The organism is Psychrobacter phenylpyruvicus DSM 7000 = NBRC 102152 (assembly GCF_000685805.1).
GTDB lineage: Bacteria > Pseudomonadota > Gammaproteobacteria > Pseudomonadales > Moraxellaceae > Psychrobacter > Psychrobacter phenylpyruvicus.
In genome coordinates this window covers 1-22,109 of the sequence record NZ_JMKP01000037.1, presented here as the reverse complement: position 1 = coordinate 22,109, position 22,109 = coordinate 1, and the positions used below count along the sequence as shown (strand labels likewise).

Here is a 22,109-nt window from a genome sequence, read left to right as displayed (position 1 = left end):
AAGCGAACGGCTCTATTACTCAACAAGAGCATGACGATCTACAAGATCTACAAGACAAAGTAGTCGCAGCTAAGAAAGCAGCACAAGAGGCTATTAATTTACTTGACCCAAGTAAAGATAAAGAAGACCTACAAGCGAAGCTTGGAGAGGTTGATGGCATTGTTGTGCCTGAAGTCACTGATGTAACACCACCAGAAACACTAGATGCTGAATTCAACGAAGCAGGCACACAAGTGACAGGTACTACTGAGCCTGGCGCGACAGTTGAGATTAAAGATGCCAATGGTTCAATCATAGGCACAGCTGTAGCAGATGAGCAAGGTGACTATACAGCAGACTTGACTACACCATTAACCAATGGTGAAGCGGTGACTGTGACAGCAACAGACAAAGCTGGTAATACTACAGATCCGGTTGATGCAACTGCGCCTGATAGCACAGCACCAGAAGCGCCAGTAGTTGAGATTAATGAGGACGGTACACAAGTTACTGTGACTGGTGAAGAAGGTGCAAGCGTTACTATTACCTTGCCAAACGGTGGTCCTATAGAAGGTACTATCGAAAACGGTAGCTTTACTGCTGAGTTAGCACCTGCCTTAACCAATGGTGAAGACGTGAGCGTTACCTTAACTGATGGTTCTAACAATGAATCAGTAGCTGGTACTGCAACTGCGCCTGATCTAACTGCGCCTGAGTCAGTTACTGCTGAATTCAACGAAGCAGGCACTCAAGTGACAGGTACTACTGAGCCTGGTGCAACTGTTGAGATTAAAGATGCCAATGGTTCAATCATAGGAACAGCTGTAGCAGATAAAGAAACGGGTGAATACACAGCAGACTTGACCATACCATTAACCAATGGTGAGACGGTAACTGTGACTGCGACAGACAAAGCTGGTAACAGCACAGATCCAGTTAACGCTACAGCACGAGATACCACCAAACCTGATGCGCCAGTAGTTGAGATTAGCGATACCGGCGAAGAAGTGACTGTGACTGGTGAGAAAGGCACTAGCGTGAGCATTACTGTGCCAGGTGTTGATAAGCCTATCACCGGTACCATTGGCGAAGAGGGCAGCTTTACCGCAACGCTTGATCCTGCATTAACTAACGGTGAAGAGGTTAGCGTTACCTTAAAGGATGGTTCTGGTAATACATCAGAATCCGGTACTACAACTGCGCCTGACTTAACAGGTCCTGACTCAATTACAGCTCAAATCACTGATAATGGTGCGGCAGTCACTGGTCAAACAGAAGCAGGTGCAACCGTTGAGGTGAAAGATGCTGCTGGAAAAACTATAGGTACAACCAAAGCTAACGCTGATGGTAACTATACAATACTATTGAGCCCAGCATTAACTAATTCAGAAACCATCACCGTAACAGCAACAGATATTGCGGGTAACCCTGGTAAGTCTGTAGATGCAGTTGCTCCCGATTTAACAGCGCCAAGCGTACCTACAATTGAAGTGCCTGAGCCAACTGGTGCTAATGGAGAGTACAACAAAGGTGATGTTGACGAAAATGGTAATGTCACTGTCACTATTAAACTACCAGACGATGCTGAAGTAGATGATGTATTAATCTTGAATGGTCAAGAGATAGCCATCACTGAGGATATGCTTACTGAAGGTCATCAGGAAAGCGTTAAGCCTGGAAGCGAAGTAACTGCAAGCGTGAAAGACGCAGCAGGCAATCTAGGCATGAGCGCAACTAAGCAGCTGGCAACAGCGGATACCATTGCCCCTGAAGCACCTATTATTACAGTGCCTGTACCAAGTGCTGGCGCTGATGCTGAATACAACAAAGGCGATGTTAATGATGATGGTACTATTACCGTTAATATTAAGCCAAGACCAGATGCACAGATCAATGATGTGTTAACTATCGTTGTTGAGGGTAGTCAGCCAGTTGAAGTAACTATTACTGAAGATATATTACTAAATGGCCACGATATAAATATACAGCCAGGCAGTAAGGTTACTGCCAGTGTTAAAGACGCAGCAGGTAACGTAGGTAGTTCAGAAGAAGCAACTGTTCCGACAGCAGATACTGATATCTCTACGCCACAGATTGGTTTAGAAAATGATACAGGTAGTGAGGATACAGACGGTATCACCAATGACGGTACGCTTAGTATTACAGGTACTGATGAAGGTGATGAGATTGTCAGCGTTGTTGCGGTGAAAGTAGATGGTTCACGCTTAACCCTTGAAGCCACCAGTGAAGGTAGCTATGTATTGCCAGAAGGTAAATATGAAAAAGTCGTAGTCACCACCCAAGATGCGGCAGGTAATACCGCAACTGCAGAAACTGGCGCAATCACTGTTGATAAGACCTCACCAAGCTTGAATATCAGCGTAGATATTATTGCTGAAGACGATATCATTAATGCTGCAGAAGCAGGCTCAACCATTACTATTACTGGTCATGTCACTGGTGAATATAATGCAGATGATACAGTTACTTTAACGGTCAATGGTAATAGCAATTACTCAGGCAAAGTGACAGCTGAAGGTAGTTTCAGCATTGAAGTTACTGGCTCTGACTTAGCTGAAGACAGTAAGGTAGGTGTCAGTGTGACAACAACTGATACCGCAGGTAACCAAGGTACAGCAATGGCAGAACGCCCATACGAAGTTGATGTCGTGGTCCCAGGTCAGCCTGTTATTACATTCCCAGAGAATATTGATGACAATGGATACATCAATATTGAGGAAAATGGTACAGGCTACAATGTTAGTAATACACCTATAAGAGTGACATTACCTGAGGGTACAGAAGCTGGCGATATAATCGAGTTATCTACTAGGTTAACTGATGAGAACAGCCTAGAAACTACTCAAAGTATAAAAATTATCGTATCTGAAACTGATATCACTAAAGGCTATGCTGAGCGTTTAGTGAATATAAATAGTGATACGACAGGTTCAACTTTAGAAGTTACGGCGACAGTTACCGATGCGGCGGGTAATACGTCACAGGATGGAACTGCATCAATCATGATAGACACTATTGCACCACAAGTTGCAATAGAGTTTGATGGAATTGAAAGTTCAGGAAGTGATAGTGAGTCTTATATAGCTACTGATAGTAAACACGAAGTTTCGTTTATATTTAATGAGCCAGTTGAAAACTTTGACTTGAGTAAAGTAAACATAACTTCTGGTGGTGGTACTTTATCTGACTTAACGGGTCCTATAGAAATAAATGGTGAGTACGTATTTAAAGCGATCTATACTGCACCTAGCTCTATACCTATTGGCCAAGAATCTATAGAAATTGAACTGTCTATTGGAAATGATGTAGCTACAGATGCTGCTGGTAATGGTAATAAGGATGCTAATGATGCAAATAACAAAGTCCAAATAGTTGTCAGTAAACCTGCAGAACTTGAGTCTTTAGTGATAAAAGATGATTTTATATCATCAAGTCGCCCAGGATTTGAAAATACGGCATCAAATCATTATGGCGTTGAGGGAGCTTACACTGGCGTCGTTGCTGATAGTAGTGTTTCAAATGAGCAAACAGAATTGAAAGGTATTACAAATGATACGACACCAGTAGTTTCTATTGTGTTAGATGGACCAGTACTTCAAGGTCAAAAAGTAACTGTCACAGGTATGCAAGTAGATTCACAAAATAATATTATCGGTGACCCCATTGAGTTGGATATTGCAAATGCTTCAATGGAAACTAATAGAGTGACAGGTCAAGTTACCTATAGTTGGGCGAATGAAGCGCTACCTATAACCGATACAAAAGGCCGGGAATTTGTGTATAAAGCAAGTATAACCGAAGTAGACGGTGTGACTGAAACTGCCAATAAAGAAGTTTCATTCATACTTGATACAGTTGCAGAATCACCTGTCGTAACTGGTTATGACATCATTGACGGTCAAGGAGTCATAACAGGTAAATACTCTGAGCCGGGTGGTAAAGTATTTGTTGATGTCAACAAAAACGGTATATTTAATTTTGATGAAGGTGAAATAGCTACTACTGTTGACCAAAATGGAGAGTGGAAGCTAACCTTAACCATCGAACAAACTAAGATGATAGCGGATATAAAAAACTATAATGGTAGTAGAAGCAATCCAGAAGTTATTGAGGGTGCTTTTGATACATACTTACCATTAAGTTTTGTCGATAAAGCAGGTAATACATCAACTGAATTCGCTGAATTTTATTATTTTAATAATAATGACAACGGTGCTTTATCAACAAGTGACTTAGTTCCAGCTGATAGACCAGAAACAGCGACAGGCGGTTGGATAGAAGGTCAAACAGGAGATTACGATGGTGATGGTGTTGGAAACTGGGAGTTAAGATTTGATCAAAATAATGCAGGTCAAATTATCTTAGTAGAGCGAAATATTGCTACTTATAGCCTAAGTGCTGCTAATAGGTTTAGTATTATCACTGGTAAAGGTGATGATGTTATGATTGTTAAAGGTGTTCAAAACACCAATACATCTGTTTATATGGGCGAGGGGAATGATGTTTATTCTATTGCCCGCTTAGCAGGGTCAGGCAATGCGGGTAGTATTGTCGTTGATATGGGTAGCGGTCACAACAAAATTCTTATTAATGGCCAAGCTGCTAACGATGCTATTGATTTAAGTACTATTAAGGCACTAGGTGGTGATGATCTCCTAGATGTAACGGGAGGTGGAATAAGACGTTCGAATATTGACTTAGGAGATGGTAATAACCAAATTCTTACTTATAACTTGGGTGGTTTAGGTACTACTAATATCACCACTGGTAAGGATAACGATTACTTAAAAGTAGATAATGCAGTTAGCAGTACCAATATCAACCTAGGTGATGGTATTAATAAAATTGATATTAATAAATATATTAATAGCTCTACATCTATTAATACTGGTAAACATGCTGATACAGTAAATATTGGAACCTATGTATCTGGCTCATCAACTATTAACTTAGGTGGTGGTGATAATACCTTGACGATAGGTGAGTCAGTATCTGGTTCAGCTTCTATTGTTACTGGTACTGGTAAGGATACGGTTGATATTAAGACCTATCTTGAAAGTGCCTCAGTTAAACTTGGTGATGGTGATAACACGCTTAATATTGGCAGTTATGTGTCAGGGTCAGCTTCGATTAAAACTGGGAACGATGCTGATACCGTCACTATCGGCAGTTATGTAAATAATTCAACTGTTGATCTGGGTGATGGTGGCAATACCTTAACGATAGGTGACTATGTCTCTAACTCAGCCTCTATTATCACTGGTACTGGTAAAGATACTGTAGATATTAAGAACTATGTTGATAATGCCACTATCAAACTCGGTGATGGCGGAAGTGAGCTTAATATCGGAACATCGGTTACGGGTGAATCTTATATCGAAACAGGTTCAGGCAAAGACATCGTTACTATTGGTAACGAAATTCTACACACAACCATTGACTTGGGCGATGGTGATAACGAGCTTACAACGGGCTCTGACTTAAGGGGTACATCAAGTATCAGCGCTGGTAGTGGTAATGATATAATTACTATTGGTGGTGAGGTTACTTCAACATCTGGAGGGTACTTAGCTCATAAAGTTAAAATTGAGGCGGGTGATGGTGACAATGTTATTACAGTTGGTAAAAAAGAGGACGCTGGCACTGAGCGTGGCCTTTATGCAATACATGGAGGTCAAGAAGCCTTTATTATTACCGGTAAAGATAAAGATATAATTACGGTCCATGGTGATATGGTTGGTAAGAATGCGATAATCAACTCTGGAGCAGGTAATGACACCGTTAACGTTGGAGGTTATGCCTATGCTGAGGCTAAGATTTATACTGGAGAGGGTAGAGATACAGTAAATATAAATTATTTAGGTTCATCAGGTGGTGCACCATTGGTAGATACTGGTGCTGACAACGATGAAGTTACTATTGGTACTTTTAGCAAAGGTGATATCGTTTTAGGCGCTGGTGAAGATAAACTATCAATAACTACTATGACAGGTGGTACCGTATATACCGGTACTAAAGAGGCTAATGAGGACAATGAAGTTGATACTGTCAAAGTAGATAACCTACAAGGCGGTATTATCAATTTAGGTGCAAATGATGTCTTAACTTCATTCAATAATGTTGATGGTATCAACATGACAGGTGGTTCAGTCGTTTTTGCATCGGGCGATGACTCTAGCAATACTGTTAAGTTTAATAACCTGTATGGTGGCACTATTGATCTTGGTTCAGGTGATGATGTTATCGAGTTTGCTGGTAATAATAAAATTATTGATATGACAGGAACTAATAACATCAAGGGTGGAACAGGAGTTGATACTTTAGTAATGACGGGCTCAGGAAATAGTATCTCCGCCAATGAGTTATTTAGTGTAGAGATAGTTGACCTTGGTAATAAAGGTAATACTTTTAATACAGGATTAGCTTTAGCTTATAATAGTTCTACAGGTAATCTAGACTCAGGTTATAAAGGTTTGTTTATCAAAGGTGGTAGCAATGACACTGTAAACTTAGGTGGTTTAGGCTGGAAAGATGCAGGTACTACTATAGAGTATGGTGGCAATAGCTACTTTGAATATAGTGCTAGCAATAGAACTATTTATATTGATACTAATATTGAACCTGTTCTTTAATTAAAAGTTATTTTTCACCAAAAACGTCCTCCCAATGAGGGCGTTTTTGTTTGTTGTACATAAGCAGAGCTTAAATGAAATAGTCGTTGCAAATTAATATTATAAGCATTGGAAAAGCTGAGATTATTTATATTAGTTAATATCATAAATTTATTATTTATCTATATTAGATAGAAATACCCCCAAATTTAAAAAAAACAACAAAAGAGTTAATAAAACCACCCCCCAAGATAAGCCAAACAAACATAACAGCCGCTAAGATAAGAGGCTTAATACCGGCTTGCTTAACCGCACTAAAATGGGTAGTTAGGCCCAAAGCAAACATCGCCATCGTCAGTAATAAATTATCCAAATCAATCATACGCTCGGTAAAGCTTTGAATCATCGGAGTGGGTGAAACCATAAGTACAGAGTTCACTGCCACCATAGCGATAAAAACAAAAGCAAACCAAGGCACGTGAATTTGTTTTAGTCGCTGAGCTAAAAGCTTTAGTTTATTAGGCTGATTTTGCTGACGGTCTATAGCACTTGATAGGATCTTAATATTTTTAAAATCTTTAGATTCAGTAGAGGTAATAAAAATAGACAACAGTAATAAGAAGGGTGCAAGCATCATCACCCGAATCATTTTAGTAACCACGGCAGTATTACCCACCTCCGGACTAATGGCATTACCGGCGACCACCACTTGCGCCACTTCGTGAATGGTGGATCCGATATAGATGCCATAGTGCTGAGCATCAATCAAGCCGGCAAGCCAGCCCATCTGATATAGCAGGGGGTATAGCAGCATTGATAAAGTACCAAACACCACCACAGTCGCCACAGCGATAGTAACTTTGTGTGATTCAGCTCTAACTACAGGTTCAGTGGCAATGACCGCAGCAGCACCGCATATACTCGCCCCTGAGCCGATAAGTAGGGTAGTGGTTCTGTCCATCTTCAGCCATTTGGTACCCAGTTGATAAGTAATAATGAAGGTAGAGCTTAGCACTAGAGCGTCAATAGCTACGGCAGATAATCCCACATTGCCAATTTGGGAGAGGGTAATCTTAAAGCCGTATAACACAATGGCCAAGCGTAATATCTGGGCTTTGGAGAAAGTAACTCCAGCTGCTAACGGTTTGGCAAACTTTGGATACAGAGTGTTGCCAAGCACCATACCTATCAATATAGCTAGGGTTAATGATGACAAACCGAGTAGCCTGCCCTCAGTCCAAACTTCAATACGTGCATTGAGCCAAATACTGGTTAAGCTGCCCAATAATACCGTTAGTAGCCCCAATACATGCTCACGTTGCGGTAGATAGCCACCTAGCATTTTGTTTAATAATAAAGGCACAGACAGTTGATTCAATCCTCTATTATCTTGACTTCGCTGAGTAGGATGGGTGTCAAATGGAGCATGATGGGCTTTCATAAAATCACTCGCTGCTTATTAAACATCTGGCCTTAGCTTATAGTTATTAAATTTATATTATTTAAGAATTACTATATTCCTTTTCTCTATATTAATAAAACAGATTGATTAGATAGTTTTTATCGATAAAATAGGTTAGTGTATTTTTATTTTCCTTTTCCAGAATTTTTATCAACCCTACAAGGCCCTTAACATGCCAGCCTCAACTTCCCAAAAACTGACGGACACTTATCCCCTAAACATTGGTCAGGCTTTATTGCCAAAGATTACCCTAAAGCAGTTGTCGGTATTTATTAGTATTTATCAGACAGGGAGTACCAGTGCTGCCAGTGAGCAGCTGCATTTATCACAGTCAGCGGTGAGTAGTGCGCTAACCGAGCTTGAAGATCGGCTGAAAATGCCATTGTTTGAACGAATAGGGCGGCGTTTGCATCGCAATGATAATGCTCAAGCCATCTATATTCAGGCCCAAGCCATAATGAGTCAGTGCCTAACTTTGGAGCAGTATCATCAATATCAAGCCGGGCGTATTCATATCGGCGCCAGTACTACTATTGGCAATTATGTGTTGCCGTCTTTGATTCAGCAGATTTATGGCGATAGGCCCGATGCCAAAGTAGAGTTTTTTATTGGTAATACCCGCGATGTGGTAAGTGAGGTTGAGCAATTAAAAGTAGATATAGGCTTGGTAGAAGGCATGCCAAGACCGACTGATAGCAAATTAATTGAACAAAAAGCTTGGCGCCACGACAAGTTAATAGTTTTTGCCAAAAAAGACAGTAAGTGGCTAGAGGGTATTGCAGCTAAGCAGCAAAACAATACAAGTGATGACAAGTATAAAGAATCAAGTTATCAACTAACTACCAAACAGTTGGCTAAAATTCCATTATTGGTACGTGAGCCGGGGTCAGGGACCAGACAAGTTATTGACGAGCAGTTACTACAATATATGCCCCAAGCTGAGGTAGTACTAGCTATTCAGCAATCGGAGGCCATAAAAAATATGGTAAAGGCCGATATAGGTTTCGGCTGTCTGTCACAGCATGTGATTGAAGCGGATTTAAAGCAGGGCAGTCTGATTGCAATAGACATCAAAGACATTGATTTGCAAAGAGTATGGTGGATGATTTGGCACAAACAACGTCATAAAAGCGATATCTGGCAAGAGTTTGTGGCAGGCTTGATAGCGGAGAATAACAGCTAAGTATTAGAGATTGAGTCCACTATAAAGTTTATCATTTGAAACCTGCATTGATTAATACTGCTATTCACCGCATAATATGCAGTGAATAGGGTGTTTTACCTCCGTAAATAGTTCTATTTAAGGGGGTAAAATAGGAGCATAAAGTAACTTTTTATAAAATATTATAAAGTTGGAATTGATGACTAATTGCACTTATATACATGAGCGCCAAGACTGGACACAGTGGCAATGGTCAGATAAAAGACTGTTGTCTTTGGTTGCTCGAGTGCGTCACTTACAAGGAAGCTTAATAGGCAAGCTTTCTACCCTTGGGTTTGATTTAAATTCAGAAGCTCAATTGGATGCGGTGGCCTTAGAAGTGATAAATACGTCAGAGATTGAAGGCGAAAACTTAGATAATGAGCAAGTTAGGTCTTCAGTAGCACGACATCTAGGTATTGAAACTGGGACGTTAAGCCAGTCAACTCGAGAAGTTGATGCCGTAGTCGAAATGGTACTTGAAGCTACTTATAATTTTGATAGGCCACTTTCGATCGATGATCTATTCAGTTGGCATCATGCTTTATTTCCCACTGGGAAAAGTGGTTTATATGATATCGAGGTTGGACAACTACGCACTGATATTAAGGGACCGATGCGAGTGGTTTCAGGTGGGTATGGACGTGAAAAGGTACATTTTGTCGCTCCTAATGCTGATAGATTATCCAACGAGTTGACTGAGTTTCTAAACTGGTTCAACACTACGGATGAACTGGATTTGGTATTAAAAGCGGGTATAGCGCATCTTTGGTTTGTTACCTTACATCCTTTTGATGATGGTAATGGTCGATTAACCAGAGCACTGACTGAAAAGCTATTAGCAAGAAGTGATGGCAGTCGTCAGCGATTTTATAGTATGTCTGCTCAAATTCTAAAAAAACGCAATGAGTATTATCAAATTTTAGAGCGGACTCAAAAAGGAGATATGGATATTACCCAGTGGTTGATATGGTTTTTAGAAACACTAGAGCAGTCCTTGATTGAAGCGCATGAAACGACACAGAAAACCATTGTCAAAGCTCAGTTTTGGCAGACACATCGACAGCAGGCGTTAAATGAGAGACAGCTGATAATGATAAACAAGTTGCTGACTGACTTTTATGGCAAACTGACCACTAAAAAGTGGGCAGTGATGACGAAGTGTTCGCAAGATACGGCGCTAAGAGATATCAACGACTTGATTGATAAAAGTATGCTTAAAAAGTCACAAGCTTCAGGACGAAGTACCAGTTATGAGATAGATTTAAAAGTGAGCCAGTAAAAGGACTGTATAACAAACTACAAGGGCTAAATAACAATGTTATTTAGCCCTGTTGTTTAGCTTAATCTTAAGCTTAAAGCAAGTCTTTATTTGAAGGGTTAAACGTTATCGTTTAAAGCATCAAAGTGAATAACACTACGGATACTCTTACCTTCATGCATCAAGTCAAAGGCTTCGTTGATATCTTCTAGTGGCATGGTGTGAGTAATGAAGTCTTGTAATGGGATTTCACCGGCCAAGTAGCGCTCAACATAGCCCGGTAATTCAGTACGGCCTTTTACACCGCCGAATGCAGAGCCTTTCCAGACACGACCAGTGACTAACTGGAATGGACGGGTAGAGATCTCTTGACCTGCACCAGCGACACCGATGATGACTGACTCGCCCCAACCTTTGTGACAGCACTCAAGCGCAGAGCGCATCACATCAACGTTACCGATACATTCAAATGAATAATCCACACCGCCGTCAGTTAGCTCGACAATAACTTCTTGAATAGGTTTGTCATAGTCTTTGGGGTTAATTAAGTCAGTTGCGCCTAATTTCTTAGCCAATTCAAACTTGCTTTCATTGATGTCGATACCAATGATACGGCTCGCGCCTGCCATAACGGATCCGATAATGGCGGCCAGACCAATACCACCTAGACCGAAGATAGCTACGGTAGAGCCTTTTTCAACTTTGGCAGTGTTCATCACAGCGCCCATACCGGTCGTCACACCGCAGCCTAGTAAGCACACTTCTTCAAGTGGGGCTTCTTTGTTTACTTTGGTTAGTGAGATCTCTGGAAGCACGGTGTACTCTGAGAAAGTTGAGCAGCCCATGTAGTGATAGATAGGCTCACCATCTTTATAGAAGCGAGTGGTGCCATCTGGCATCAGACCCTTACCTTGAGTCTCACGTACTGCCGAGCACAGGTTGGTTTTGCCTGAGGTACAGAATTTACAAACGCCACACTCTGCGGTATATAAAGGAATAACATGATCGCCCACTTCAACGCTGGTCACACCCTCACCAACTTGCTCAACGATACCGCCACCTTCATGGCCCATAATTGCTGGGAAGACACCTTCAGGATCTTCGCCAGATAATGTGAAGGCATCGGTGTGACACACACCACTGGCAAGTACTTTAACCAATACTTCGCCTTTGCGCGGCAACATTACGTCGACTTCTTCAATTTTTAGAGGTTGGTTTGGACCCCAAGCTACGGCCGCTTTTGATTTAATAAATTTGTCTGACATAGTTATTCTCTCTTTTTTATTAGTTGTAAATAAACTGGGCGGGCTAGTTATACTTTGTATTATAGATTATCTCATATTAGATGATAATATGAGGGTTTGACAAATATCTTTTACATAATGGTAATAATCATGAAGTGGGACGGCATTAGCGAATTTGTATATGTGGCTGAATACGAGAGCTTTACCCGAGCTGCCAAAGAGCTTGGTGTCTCTATTGCCCAAGTGAGTCGGCAAGTGAGTGCCTTAGAGAAGAAGCTTAATATAAAGCTGCTATACCGTACCACACGCAAGATTTCACTGACCGAAGAGGGACGGGTGTTTTATAAGCATTGCCGTGGGTTGTTGGATGGGTTAGATGCCGCCGAGCAAGCCATCAGTAGCTTACAATCCACCCCGCAAGGTAAGATTAAGCTGACTGCGCCGGTGACCTATGGCGAGCAGCAGCTATTGCCTTTGATCAATGACTTTATTGTGCGGTATCCAGACATTGAGGTCACCGCTTTTTTGAGCAACCAAAAGGTCGATCTAGTAGAGGGCGGTTATGACTTGGCCATTCGGATTGGTAAGCTTAGTGACTCTACTTTAATGGCAAAGAAGCTCAGTCACCGTACCAATTTTGTGTGTGCTTCCCCCAGTTATTTAGACCGTTATGGCGCACCGCAAACTTTGGCAGAGCTGTCCAATCATAATTGCTTGCTGGGCAGCTTAGACTACTGGCATTTTAAAGAAGGAGAGCGAGAGCGCAATATCCGAGTCAGTGGCAGTGTACGTTATAACAGCGGTTATAGCTTGGTGGATGCAGCGTTAAAGGGATTGGGAGTGGTGCAGTTACCCGATTATTATGTCCAAAAATACTTGGAGTCAGGAGAGCTGGTCAGTGTGCTTGATGACTTTAGAGAGCCAGAAGAAGGTATTTGGGCAGTTTATCCACAAAACCGGCACTTATCTACCAAAATACAAATGCTGCTACAGTATTTGCAGCAGCATTTGAGTTAGTAAAGCAAGGTTTTTTGGTTAACTGGGCTGGTTAATTAACTTATTAATTAATTTGTCTGGCTATTAGTAGCCGAGTCTTTGTTCACTAAAGAGTCTTTATTTACTATATTGTCCAAACCACTGACATGAATTTTGCGCTGCGGGTAGGGGATATCAATGTTGTTATCATCTAAAGCAACCTTGAACTCTTCAAGTAACTGACACTGCATGGCCCACCAATCGTCATTTGAAGTCCACACGTTCAAGGTTAAATCCACAGAGTTGTCACCCAGATTAGTTACTCGTACCACAGGTTCAGGGTCAGTAAAAGCAAGGGGGTTGGCTTTTGCGATGGCCAATAAAACCTCTTTGGCCTCCTTAATATTAGCATCATAGCCAATACCGACGGTGATATCTACGCGGCGATTGGGCAGGGAGGTGTAGTTGACAATGGCTGAAGTACTGATGTCGCTATTGGGAATGATCACATCATGATTATTGGTGGTAGTAATGTGAGTGTTAATTAGAGTAATGTCGGTAACTGTACCGGTGTAGCTACTGATTTGCACGTAATCACCACGCACGAAGGGGCGGAATATTACAATCAAAATGCCCGCGGCAAAGTTTGACAGCTGATCTTTTAGAGCCAAGCCCACTGCCAGCGCAGCACCGCCTAAGATAGCGACTACTGAAGTTGTCTGCACCCCAACTTTACTTAAAGCAGCCAGTATCACAATAATCAGTAGTACACCGTATAGCAGACGACCCAAAAAGCTGGCAACAGTGGCTTCTAAATGGCTACGGTTCATGACGCCGTAAGCAACTTTGACAATCTTTTTAGCAAGCCAGCGGCCAATAACCAATATCAGAATGGCCAAAATTACCCGAGTAATTAATTGGAAGGTGCCCTCAGTTAGCGTGGCAACGTCCACTGTAAATCCTAAAAAATCCATAACTCTCTCTGTATTTGTTAATTAATAGGGAGGTGTTATTAATATTAATAAGGGCGAACCAATATTATTATCAAACCAAATAGGTTCACCCTAAGCTCAATGTGTCAATGGTATAACCTCAATGTACTAATGACATTATGCAGATTTTAGAGCACCCAGTACGTTGACCAACCAAGTCCAAAACTTCTGCACGCTTTCGATGTTAACGCGCTCATCAGGAGAGTGAGGCATTTCAATGGTAGGGCCAAACGAAACCATTTGCCAATGTGGGTAATGTTGTCCTAACAGGCCGCACTCAAGGCCTGCATGAATCACCGTCACATTAGGCTTACGTCCTAGTAGCTGCTCACCCTCCTGAATCACACAGTCTGTTAGCGCAGAGTGAGGCGCGGGTTTCCAGCCTGGGTATTCGCCCCCTAATTCAACCGTTGCCCCAAAAGATTGAAACAGACGCTTCATGCGATCTGCCAAATCATCACGGGCATCATCATCTAGGGAACGCAGTAAGTTTTGCAGCTGTAACTGGTCCTCTTGAGTATCAATTTTGGCCAAATTCACTGAGGTTTCTACTACCCCAGCAGTGTCCATGCTCATTCTATCAACACCATTGGGGCATAAGCGAAGGGCTGTGAGTAAATTATCTTGTGTGGCACTTGTCCAAGTTTGAGCTGGCATGTCTGCTGCCTCTAGAGTCACACTAATGTTGCGATCCTCAAAAGGTAAGCCACGACGAATAACTTCGATTTCAGTTGCCAAAAGCTGGTTTAATTCAGCTTCGGTGGCCTCACTGACAAAGATAGCATTGGACTCACGAGGAATGGCATTGCGTAAGTTACCCGCTTGAATGGAAGATACTTCGATGTGCGGTGAAATGTTGTCTAATAAACGTGAAATAATCAGCGCTGCATTACCCCGCTGTTTGATAATATCGATACCAGAGTGTCCACCTTTTAGCCCTTTAACTGATAGTTGATACGCTTGGCTTGCAGTAGGAGCTTGCCAGTCAATGGGCAGGGTAAAAGTGGCATCCACGCCGCCTGCACAGCCGATACAAATATCGCCCAGCTCTTCGGTGTCTAAATTTAACAAAAGCTGACCTTGGATCCAATTCGGCTGCAATCCTTTTGCACCATCCATGCCGGTCTCTTCAGTCGCGGTAAATAAGGCTTCTAATGGGCCATGAGCGATATCAGTTGAGGCTAATACTGCCAACGCAGCGGCGGCTCCAATGCCGTTATCGGCCCCAAGCGTCGTACCTTTAGCGGTTACCCATTTGCTATCTAGCTCTGGGTCGATATAAGCTTTAATCGGGTCGGTGCTAAAGTTGTGGCTACTGTCTTCATTTTTTTGTGCCACCATGTCTAAGTGATTCTGCAAGATAACGCCTGGCGCATTCTCCATACCCGGTGTGGCAGGCTTGCGAACCAATACGTTACCGACCGCATCACGCTCAGCCCACAGTCCCAATCTGGCAGCTTCGTCTAATACAAACTGCTGCACCGCCTCTTCTTCATAAGAGGGGCGCGGGATTTGGGTTAACGCATAGAAGTATTGCCAGACTAAAGTTGGTGATAGGCGGCTAATATCATTATTTAAGCCAGTACTTGAAGCACTGGTGTTTGCGGAGGTAGTTGACATGGGCTGTATCCAAAAACGATTCAATAAAAATTAAACCGTTATTTTATGTGACACAGCGCTACCTATGCAATTTTGGATACATATAGAAACATGGTTAGGACTACTATTAGAGATTAAAACTTTAATCAGGAAGCAAATTGCGGCTAAGTAGTGAGATTTAGCGAAAGCTGAGTAGCATTTCAATATCACGCACGGTGATGTTTCTAAATAAAGCTTGTTCATCGACGGGCATACGATTCATATGCTCTTTAATCATCGGATGTAGGGCGTGGGCAATTTCTGTGGTGGAAGAGTAGTATAAATTAGGGTCAGTTTTGGTGAGTTGTTGGAGATAGTGTCCTACTAGGCGTCTTTTTTTATCATGATCTAATTCGGGATTTTTCATGCAATTTTCCTACTTAATTTTAACGACATATTGCCCTAGTATGGATTACTCTTAAGTTTATTCAAGTGAAATTTGTAGACTTTTACTTATTGCAAGGCTTAGCTTGAATAGGGCGAAAAAACAGCAAAGCCATGACATAAACTATTGCCCAAGACAGCCACATAGACACTAAGGTATGGCTAAAGAAGTGATCCCCAATCAACATCTTATACAGACCCATAATCCAGCCCAGTAAAGATACTGCTATTATTATTTTAACTTTGTGGCGATAAAATCGAGGTAAGTAAGCAAAGGCATATAAAGCGAAACCCGCACTGGCGTGTGCTGCAGGAAAGCATTTGGCGCGACTGTTACTAATGATATCTTGCCAAAGTGACAGGTAGGGTATATCGCCATTATAGATAGTTAAATGATTGGGACAGCTTACATGGGTCACCCCTTTTAAAGCTGCTATTACGCTAGGAACGATAACGACAGATAGTAATAAAAAACTAAGTTCTCGCTTATTTAACGGCAATAGCCATCGATTTATTTTGCCAGACAATATTTTAACAGCTAATAAGTTATTAGCTGGAGTCGACTGGGCTAGAGGCTGTTTATTTACAACTAAATTTATAAGCAAATAAATGCCTAGCAATATAATCAATGTTTTTGGGAAATCATAAAAAATAAATCGAAAGGGCTGAGCGTCTTTTTCAATAAGCCAACTTCCATCGATATAAAACCAATTACTTATGGTCACATCAATCTGACTGTGCTCAAAAATTAAGGTAGAAAGCAGCGCTAAGCCAAAAAACAGCAGTCCCTTTTTTAGGGATAGACTAGGATAGTAGGGACTACGATGACCTGCTGCAAAACAGTACTTAGTAGGTTGACTGTAAGAACGCATATTTAGCTGGCCGGCCAGAATGGAGCGAACGCCCCATATAGAGCCATTACCCATAAGACGAAAAGCAATAGTAAGGCTAAAAATTGAGCTGCTGATCCGACATCTTTGGCAATTTTGGCCAACGGATGTTGAGCGGTAGAGGTATGGTCAATACTGGCTTCAATACCGGTATTTATTAGTTCGACGATAAGTGACAAAAATGAGGCAAACACTAAAATCATTTTTGGGCTTAAAGCAAAAGGCAAAAACACTAGAGCGATTAATAAAATAAGATTGAGCCAAAAAACCTGTCTAAACGCTGCTTCATGAACATAAGCAGCCTTAAAGCCATCGATTGAGTAGCTTGCTGCTTTTATCATTCTCGCCACCCCTTTTTTGCCTTTCACATTGGAGGCAAAACTTTGCGAATCTAAATTTGATGGGTGGGAGTCGGTTTTAGAAAAAGACGGTTTTGGAGCGGAATTTATATTCTGCTTTGAGGTTTGATTGGAGATATTATTAAACATAACAATTTCTTAAGTCAGCTAAAGGTTACTGGCTATAGCTTATAAATAACTTTTTATAGCCTTATTTTATGGCTCAGTATAATTAACAGCTGGTTAAGAAAACGTTAAGAGCCTAACTTTGATAGTAAATAGCTTTAACTTCAATAATAAATAGTCCTAAGCTCAATAATAAATAGCGCTAAGCTTAATAATAAATAGCGCTAAGCTTAATAATAAATGGTAAAGGTACTGCCACCGGCCTTATTGCTACTGTGCTCTAGACGCCACCCTAGATGACTCATAATGCGCTGTACGATACTTAGTCCCAATTCTGAGCCTTCAATTTTTAGCTCCTTAGGCTCAATTCTCTCAAAGCGCTCATACAATAGTGGCATCATATTATCCGGAATACCCAGCCCAGTATCTGATACTGAGATTTTATTGGCATCTATAGCAATGACTACCTCACCTGAGTCTGTATATTGAAAGGCGTTTTTGATTAAGTTGCCTAGCGCCATTTTAAGTAACTCTGGGCGGACAAAGGCATGGTAATCTTGGTCAGCCTCAATACGGCAGCTGACAGGCTTGTACTGCAGAAGATAACTTAATCGAGACACTTCACTTCGAGCAATTTGGTTGATGCAAGTTTTCGGGGCGTCCAGCTTCTCAGGCGTGCGAGATAGTAGTAACAAAGCGCTGATAATTTCCGAGGTTTCTTTAGCAGTATTATTAATGCGCTGAGTGAACTCTAAGGCTCTGGGATTATCTGCTAACTGCGCCTCTAATACCTCTGAGGCACCCATAATAATGGTCAGAGGCGTTCTAAGTTCGTGACTGACATCTCCTGTAAACAACTGCTCACGCTTGAGATACTGTTCAAGCTTGTTGTTTTTGTCATCAATGGCACGTGCCAATACCCCAACCTCTGTGGGCAAATGGGTAAGCTCATCAAAATTATGCTGATCGGCCTCTACCGCATCTTTTAGATCAAGCAGCGGCTTAATAATGGCTTTTGATGAAAAATAAGAGAAGATAAAAGCCAATAGAATGCTGAGTAAGATAACGCCAACCAAAGCCCGTAGAAATATTGCTTCCAGCTCTTCAAAAAGTGCCAGTACCGGATATGGATCACTGTTGCCATAGCGGGTAGGTAGGTGCTTTAAAGTAGCGCCTGTATCTAGGTAGCTTAAAAGATAATCTTGACCATGATAATGATAGTTAAAAAAATACAAATCCGCTTTTTGTCCAGTGTCAGTAACTACGTTTTTTTCTTGGATATCTGAAGTCGCTTCAGCTTTCAGATCCTTTGGTGCTGAATTTAAGGGATAGATACGCACGCCAAGCCCAGGTTCAATAGGGGTAGATAATGCCCTGGCATCAGTTATCTCAGTCGTTAGCTGTAGCTGTTGTAATAGATAGCTTTGTACCAGTAATTTTTCAATCTTACTTTCAGCAACCTCAAAGATAGCAATAAAGGTGGCGCATAATACAAGGGTGAAAAACAAGTAAGATAAGCGAAACTTGTTGGCGATCTTATCGGTGTTGAACATGAGTCATCTGCCAGCAAAAAAAAGAGGATAGCGCTATATAGCTTTTATAATATGATAAAGCCTTTATCAAACGCTTTCATCTTCAGGGCTGACTATTTGATACCCCACTCCAGGTACAGTCATTAGCATCGCCTTATTAAAGGGCTTATCTACTTGAGCGCGCACACTATGCAGGTGGGTACGCAGCGCATCACTATTAGGTAAATCCTCACCCCAGACTTTTTCTTCAAGCTCTGACTTACTTACCACGTTGGGATAAGATTGCATCAAGGTTTGTAGGATTTTAAAACCGGTCGGAGTCAGTTTAAGAGGAGTGTTGTCTCGATAGACAGTGTGCTTGTTAATATTTAGAGTCAATGGGCCTAGCTTAATATCCTGCTCAAAATATTCATCTTGATGACGGCGAATAAGCGCTTTAACTCTCATTTCAAGTTCTACCAAAGAGAAGGGCTTGACCAGATAGTCATCAGCACCACTGTCAAATCCGGCTACTTTATCTGATAAGGTATCGCGCGCTGTAAGCATTAACACCGGTGTCTTATTGTGCAGTTTTTCTCGCAGTACTTTGCACAACTGAGTGCCATCCATGCCCGGTAGCATCACATCCAATAAGATAACGTCATAATGGTTTTCAGCGGCCAGTTTTAGACCACTAGGACCATTGTGGGCATTATCCAACTGATAGCCTTTGGGCTCAAAAAAGGCGTAGATGTTGGCCACAATATCTGGGTTATCTTCAATAATGAGTATTTTTTTCATGTGTTTTATTTCACTTATGCAAAGTAGATCAAAATTTTAAGCAACTAAAATTTAGCGCTGAGCCTTAAAAAAAGTAGGTTTATGATCCATCTCTTGGGTACTGATATTAAAGTACTGTAATAAAGTAGGCGTTAAATAGTCATGTGAGGCCGGCTTGTTTAACTGCGATACGATATCTTGATTATCAATATGATTTGAGGCTGGTGACCATACTATAACTGGCACATGTTTTTGTGCTTTTGGGGCAATTTTATAAGGCAGGCCATGTAGATAAATATTGTTCTCCCCCAAGCTTTCGCCATGATCGCTTAGATAAATCATAACCACATCATAATCTTGTTCATAAGGTTTTAAAGTTTCAATGATATTGTGTAAAAAATAATCAGTATACACAATGGCGTTATCATAAGCGTTGATAACCGACTGAGTATCACATTTTGACAACTCGTTACTTAAACAAGTGGGTTTGAATACCTCAAATTCTTTAGGATAACGTTTGTAATAAGCCGGACCGTGGTTACCCATTTGGTGTAGCACCAATAGGGTGTCTTTGGCTTTGGCCTCTTTTGAAGGAGTTATTAGTTTTTCAAAGTCCTTTAACATACCTACATCTCGGCATTCTACATCACACTCTGGATTGATGACTTCAGTTTTATAATCTTCAAAGATAACGCGATCGGCCACACCTTTTGAGCTAGAGTTATTATCCCGCCATACCACATTCACCCCTTGCTTGTGTAGGGTGTCGAGCACGTTTTCATGGTAGCCTGCCATATCCACATCGAACTTGTCTTGACCTGAGTAACTGAACATACAAGGCACTGAATAAGCGGTAGAGGTGCCACAAGAGCTGACATCTTTATAGCTATAAATGTCTTTGGTATTTGATAGTAAAGGCATGGTATTACGCGCATAACCATTTAAGTTAATGTGATCAGCGCGAACCGTTTCACCCACTACTAGGACCATAAGTTTAGGTTTGCTTGATGTTGCTGCGATTTGTTTGGCATCTACAGCGTGGGCAGTTAGAGTTTTTGGACGGCGCATTTCATCAAGCTTATCCGTGCCTAGTTTAATGGAAGAATAAATAGGCATGACCGGATTGGCGTAATAACGTACCTGTTTATGCTGACGAAAAAAGCTAGCGTACTGATCACCAAAGGGTACCAGACAGGCGGCGGCTAAAACTATGGTGGCAACCAAGGCGCCTATTTTTTGTAAGGCTGCAATCTTAAATGGCACTTCTTTGATGTGTAGCTGTGAGACAATTAACGCCGGCACGACGCCAAGCCCTATTACTCGTATTAAAAAGGCCGGTGCAAACAAATCCATGGCTTCAGCCTGATCGGTTTCAAGCCCATTCATCAGCATATGAGTATCAAAGATAGTCCCATAACTGTCAGTAAAATAAGCACAGATAGCACCAATCGTAAGTGCTAATATCAACATAGGTTTATGTAAGTACTTATGGCACACCAATTGTAGCAGTAACCAAATCACACAAAGTAGTAGTAGACCCACAGATATTACAAAGACAGGGTTGTGACTCAGCGGATAAATTGCAGTCAGCTTATAAAAAAAGCTAACGTTTGCAGTGAGCGTTAAATAAAGCGCTACCAAAAACACCAACACATTGGCATTGATAGGTTTTCGGAATATTTGTTTAATATATGAGGTCTTTTTGGAGCTCACTAGCTGGCTTGAAGCGACTGCTTTTGACTGTGAAATAGGAGTCATGTTGGCTGAGGGAGGGGTTTGATTAACCATGTGTAAACTTCTTCTAAAATAAAACATGGCTGTATGTTAAAGCTGAGGTCGTTAAGATTGCGTTAAGGTGCTTTTAAGAGGCTGTTTTGTTTATTTCTACTTCACAATAATGCCTAAAGTTTTGATTGGTGTTTTAGGAGTCATTACTTAATATTAATTTGATATAAATATGGGGTTTCAATTAAAGGTGGGTTTAATTTAAATAAGTAAGTCAGTGATTGATGTATGATATAAGTTTCGTTTAAATATAAATTAAAAAGCAATCCTTTGTGTAGTTTTTGTTACAAGTTATTACTATAAAAGCTTAGTAAATAATATGGTTTAGACTATATCATTATTAATTTTAATATTGCAAAGCTTTGATAATCATAGGGTGTACTATTAATTGTTTTTATTTATTAAGAAATAGGAGTTTTAATTTACTTAAAAAATAAATAAATCTTTTGTTTTAATACAAATAGGTCATGTGCTAATATAATTAGGTTAGTTAAGTAAATTAGAGGACTTGATTAAGATTAATAATTTAAAAGTACATTTAATGTTTTCTGAAGTGGTTTTATTTCATTTGGCTATCATTATTACTCATTAAAGCTCATTTATTTCAGCTCATATTATCTGTTAATTATTTAATTTTTATTAACTACCAAATCAATTAATGCCATTCAAGAGAGTTAAAGAACTATGAATTTCAGAACATTGTTAGTAAGCATCCGACCATCCCATCTTTTTTTCTATTAAAAAATGCGAGATAGTGTCCATGAACAAATAATCGTGGACACTAACATGACAACACAATCTCCTAATACACCCAAACGAAGAACTTACAGCGGCGAGTTTAAAGCACTTTTAGTAAAAGAAGTGACAGACTCAGGTCGATCAATTGCCAGTATCGCTCGAGAGCATGGCAT

At 40.9% G+C, this 22,109-nt stretch carries 15 protein-coding genes; 5 read left to right on the top strand and 10 right to left on the bottom strand.

Translation table 11 applies throughout. The annotated features are described in order from the left end of the window. A partial coding sequence (locus tag G561_RS0111570; protein ID WP_028859705.1) for an Ig-like domain-containing protein occupies positions 1-6,632 on the top strand: 6,632 nt, incomplete at its 5' end. A gap of 166 nt (positions 6,633-6,798) precedes the next feature. On the opposite strand, the gene G561_RS14580 is transcribed toward G561_RS0111570, so the two are convergent. After that, positions 6,799-8,052: a YeiH family protein gene (locus G561_RS14580; RefSeq protein ID WP_051584531.1), complete on the bottom strand. Its 1,254-nt coding sequence runs from the start codon at positions 8,050-8,052 to the stop codon at positions 6,799-6,801. Between the two features lie 193 nt (positions 8,053-8,245). Between G561_RS14580 and G561_RS0111560 the strand changes: the two genes are divergently transcribed. Together G561_RS0111560 and G561_RS0111555 are read left to right on the top strand one after the other, a co-directional pair. Beyond that, a complete protein-coding gene (locus G561_RS0111560) occupies positions 8,246-9,256 on the top strand; it encodes a LysR substrate-binding domain-containing protein (protein ID WP_081794465.1) in 1,011 nt (336 codons plus the stop codon). Positions 9,257-9,434: 178 nt separating this feature from the next. Further along, positions 9,435-10,556: a Fic family protein gene (locus tag G561_RS0111555; RefSeq protein ID WP_028859703.1), complete on the top strand. Its 1,122-nt coding sequence runs from the start codon at positions 9,435-9,437 to the stop codon at positions 10,554-10,556. Between the two features lie 98 nt (positions 10,557-10,654). On the opposite strand, the gene G561_RS0111550 is transcribed toward G561_RS0111555, so the two are convergent. Beyond that, complete coding sequence (locus tag G561_RS0111550) at positions 10,655-11,800, bottom strand: S-(hydroxymethyl)glutathione dehydrogenase/class III alcohol dehydrogenase (protein WP_028859702.1); 1,146 nt, start codon at positions 11,798-11,800, stop codon at positions 10,655-10,657. 129 nt (positions 11,801-11,929) lie between these two features. On the opposite strand from G561_RS0111550, the gene G561_RS0111545 reads away from it, so the two are divergent. Beyond that, the gene (locus G561_RS0111545; RefSeq protein WP_028859701.1) at positions 11,930-12,796 is read left to right on the top strand and encodes a LysR substrate-binding domain-containing protein; all 867 of its coding nucleotides are present in this window, start codon (positions 11,930-11,932) and stop codon (positions 12,794-12,796) included. A 47-nt stretch (positions 12,797-12,843) separates the two neighbouring features. Here G561_RS0111545 and G561_RS0111540 read toward each other — a convergent pair whose 3' ends face one another. The 8 genes from G561_RS0111540 to G561_RS0111505 form a co-directional block, all read right to left on the bottom strand. Beyond that, the gene (locus tag G561_RS0111540) at positions 12,844-13,728 is read right to left on the bottom strand and encodes a mechanosensitive ion channel family protein (RefSeq protein WP_028859700.1); all 885 of its coding nucleotides are present in this window, start codon (positions 13,726-13,728) and stop codon (positions 12,844-12,846) included. 135 nt (positions 13,729-13,863) lie between these two features. Then, positions 13,864-15,366 carry an aminoacyl-histidine dipeptidase gene (locus G561_RS0111535; protein WP_051584530.1) on the bottom strand — a complete coding sequence of 501 codons (1,503 nt, stop codon included), beginning with the start codon at positions 15,364-15,366 and terminating at the stop codon, positions 13,864-13,866. Positions 15,367-15,523: 157 nt separating this feature from the next. Beyond that, positions 15,524-15,751, bottom strand: coding sequence for a hypothetical protein (locus tag G561_RS0111530; protein WP_028859698.1), 228 nt, complete (start codon positions 15,749-15,751; stop codon positions 15,524-15,526). Positions 15,752-15,833: 82 nt separating this feature from the next. After that, positions 15,834-16,640: a PAP2 family lipid A phosphatase gene (locus tag G561_RS14575; RefSeq protein WP_081794464.1), complete on the bottom strand. Its 807-nt coding sequence runs from the start codon at positions 16,638-16,640 to the stop codon at positions 15,834-15,836. 2 nt (positions 16,641-16,642) lie between these two features. Further along, positions 16,643-17,146: a diacylglycerol kinase gene (locus G561_RS14570; protein WP_081794463.1), complete on the bottom strand. Its 504-nt coding sequence runs from the start codon at positions 17,144-17,146 to the stop codon at positions 16,643-16,645. Between the two features lie 206 nt (positions 17,147-17,352). Beyond that, positions 17,353-18,675 carry a sensor histidine kinase gene (locus G561_RS0111515; protein ID WP_028859696.1) on the bottom strand — a complete coding sequence of 441 codons (1,323 nt, stop codon included), beginning with the start codon at positions 18,673-18,675 and terminating at the stop codon, positions 17,353-17,355. 66 nt (positions 18,676-18,741) lie between these two features. Further along, complete coding sequence (locus G561_RS0111510; protein WP_028859695.1) at positions 18,742-19,434, bottom strand: response regulator transcription factor; 693 nt, start codon at positions 19,432-19,434, stop codon at positions 18,742-18,744. Positions 19,435-19,485: 51 nt separating this feature from the next. After that, on the bottom strand, positions 19,486-21,201 hold the full coding sequence (locus G561_RS0111505) for a phosphoethanolamine transferase (RefSeq protein ID WP_227674046.1): 1,716 nt from the start codon (positions 21,199-21,201) through the stop codon (positions 19,486-19,488). A gap of 741 nt (positions 21,202-21,942) precedes the next feature. Between G561_RS0111505 and G561_RS15735 the strand changes: the two genes are divergently transcribed. Next, on the top strand, positions 21,943-22,109 hold a 167-nt coding region (locus tag G561_RS15735; RefSeq protein ID WP_155954117.1), incomplete at its 3' end, for a transposase.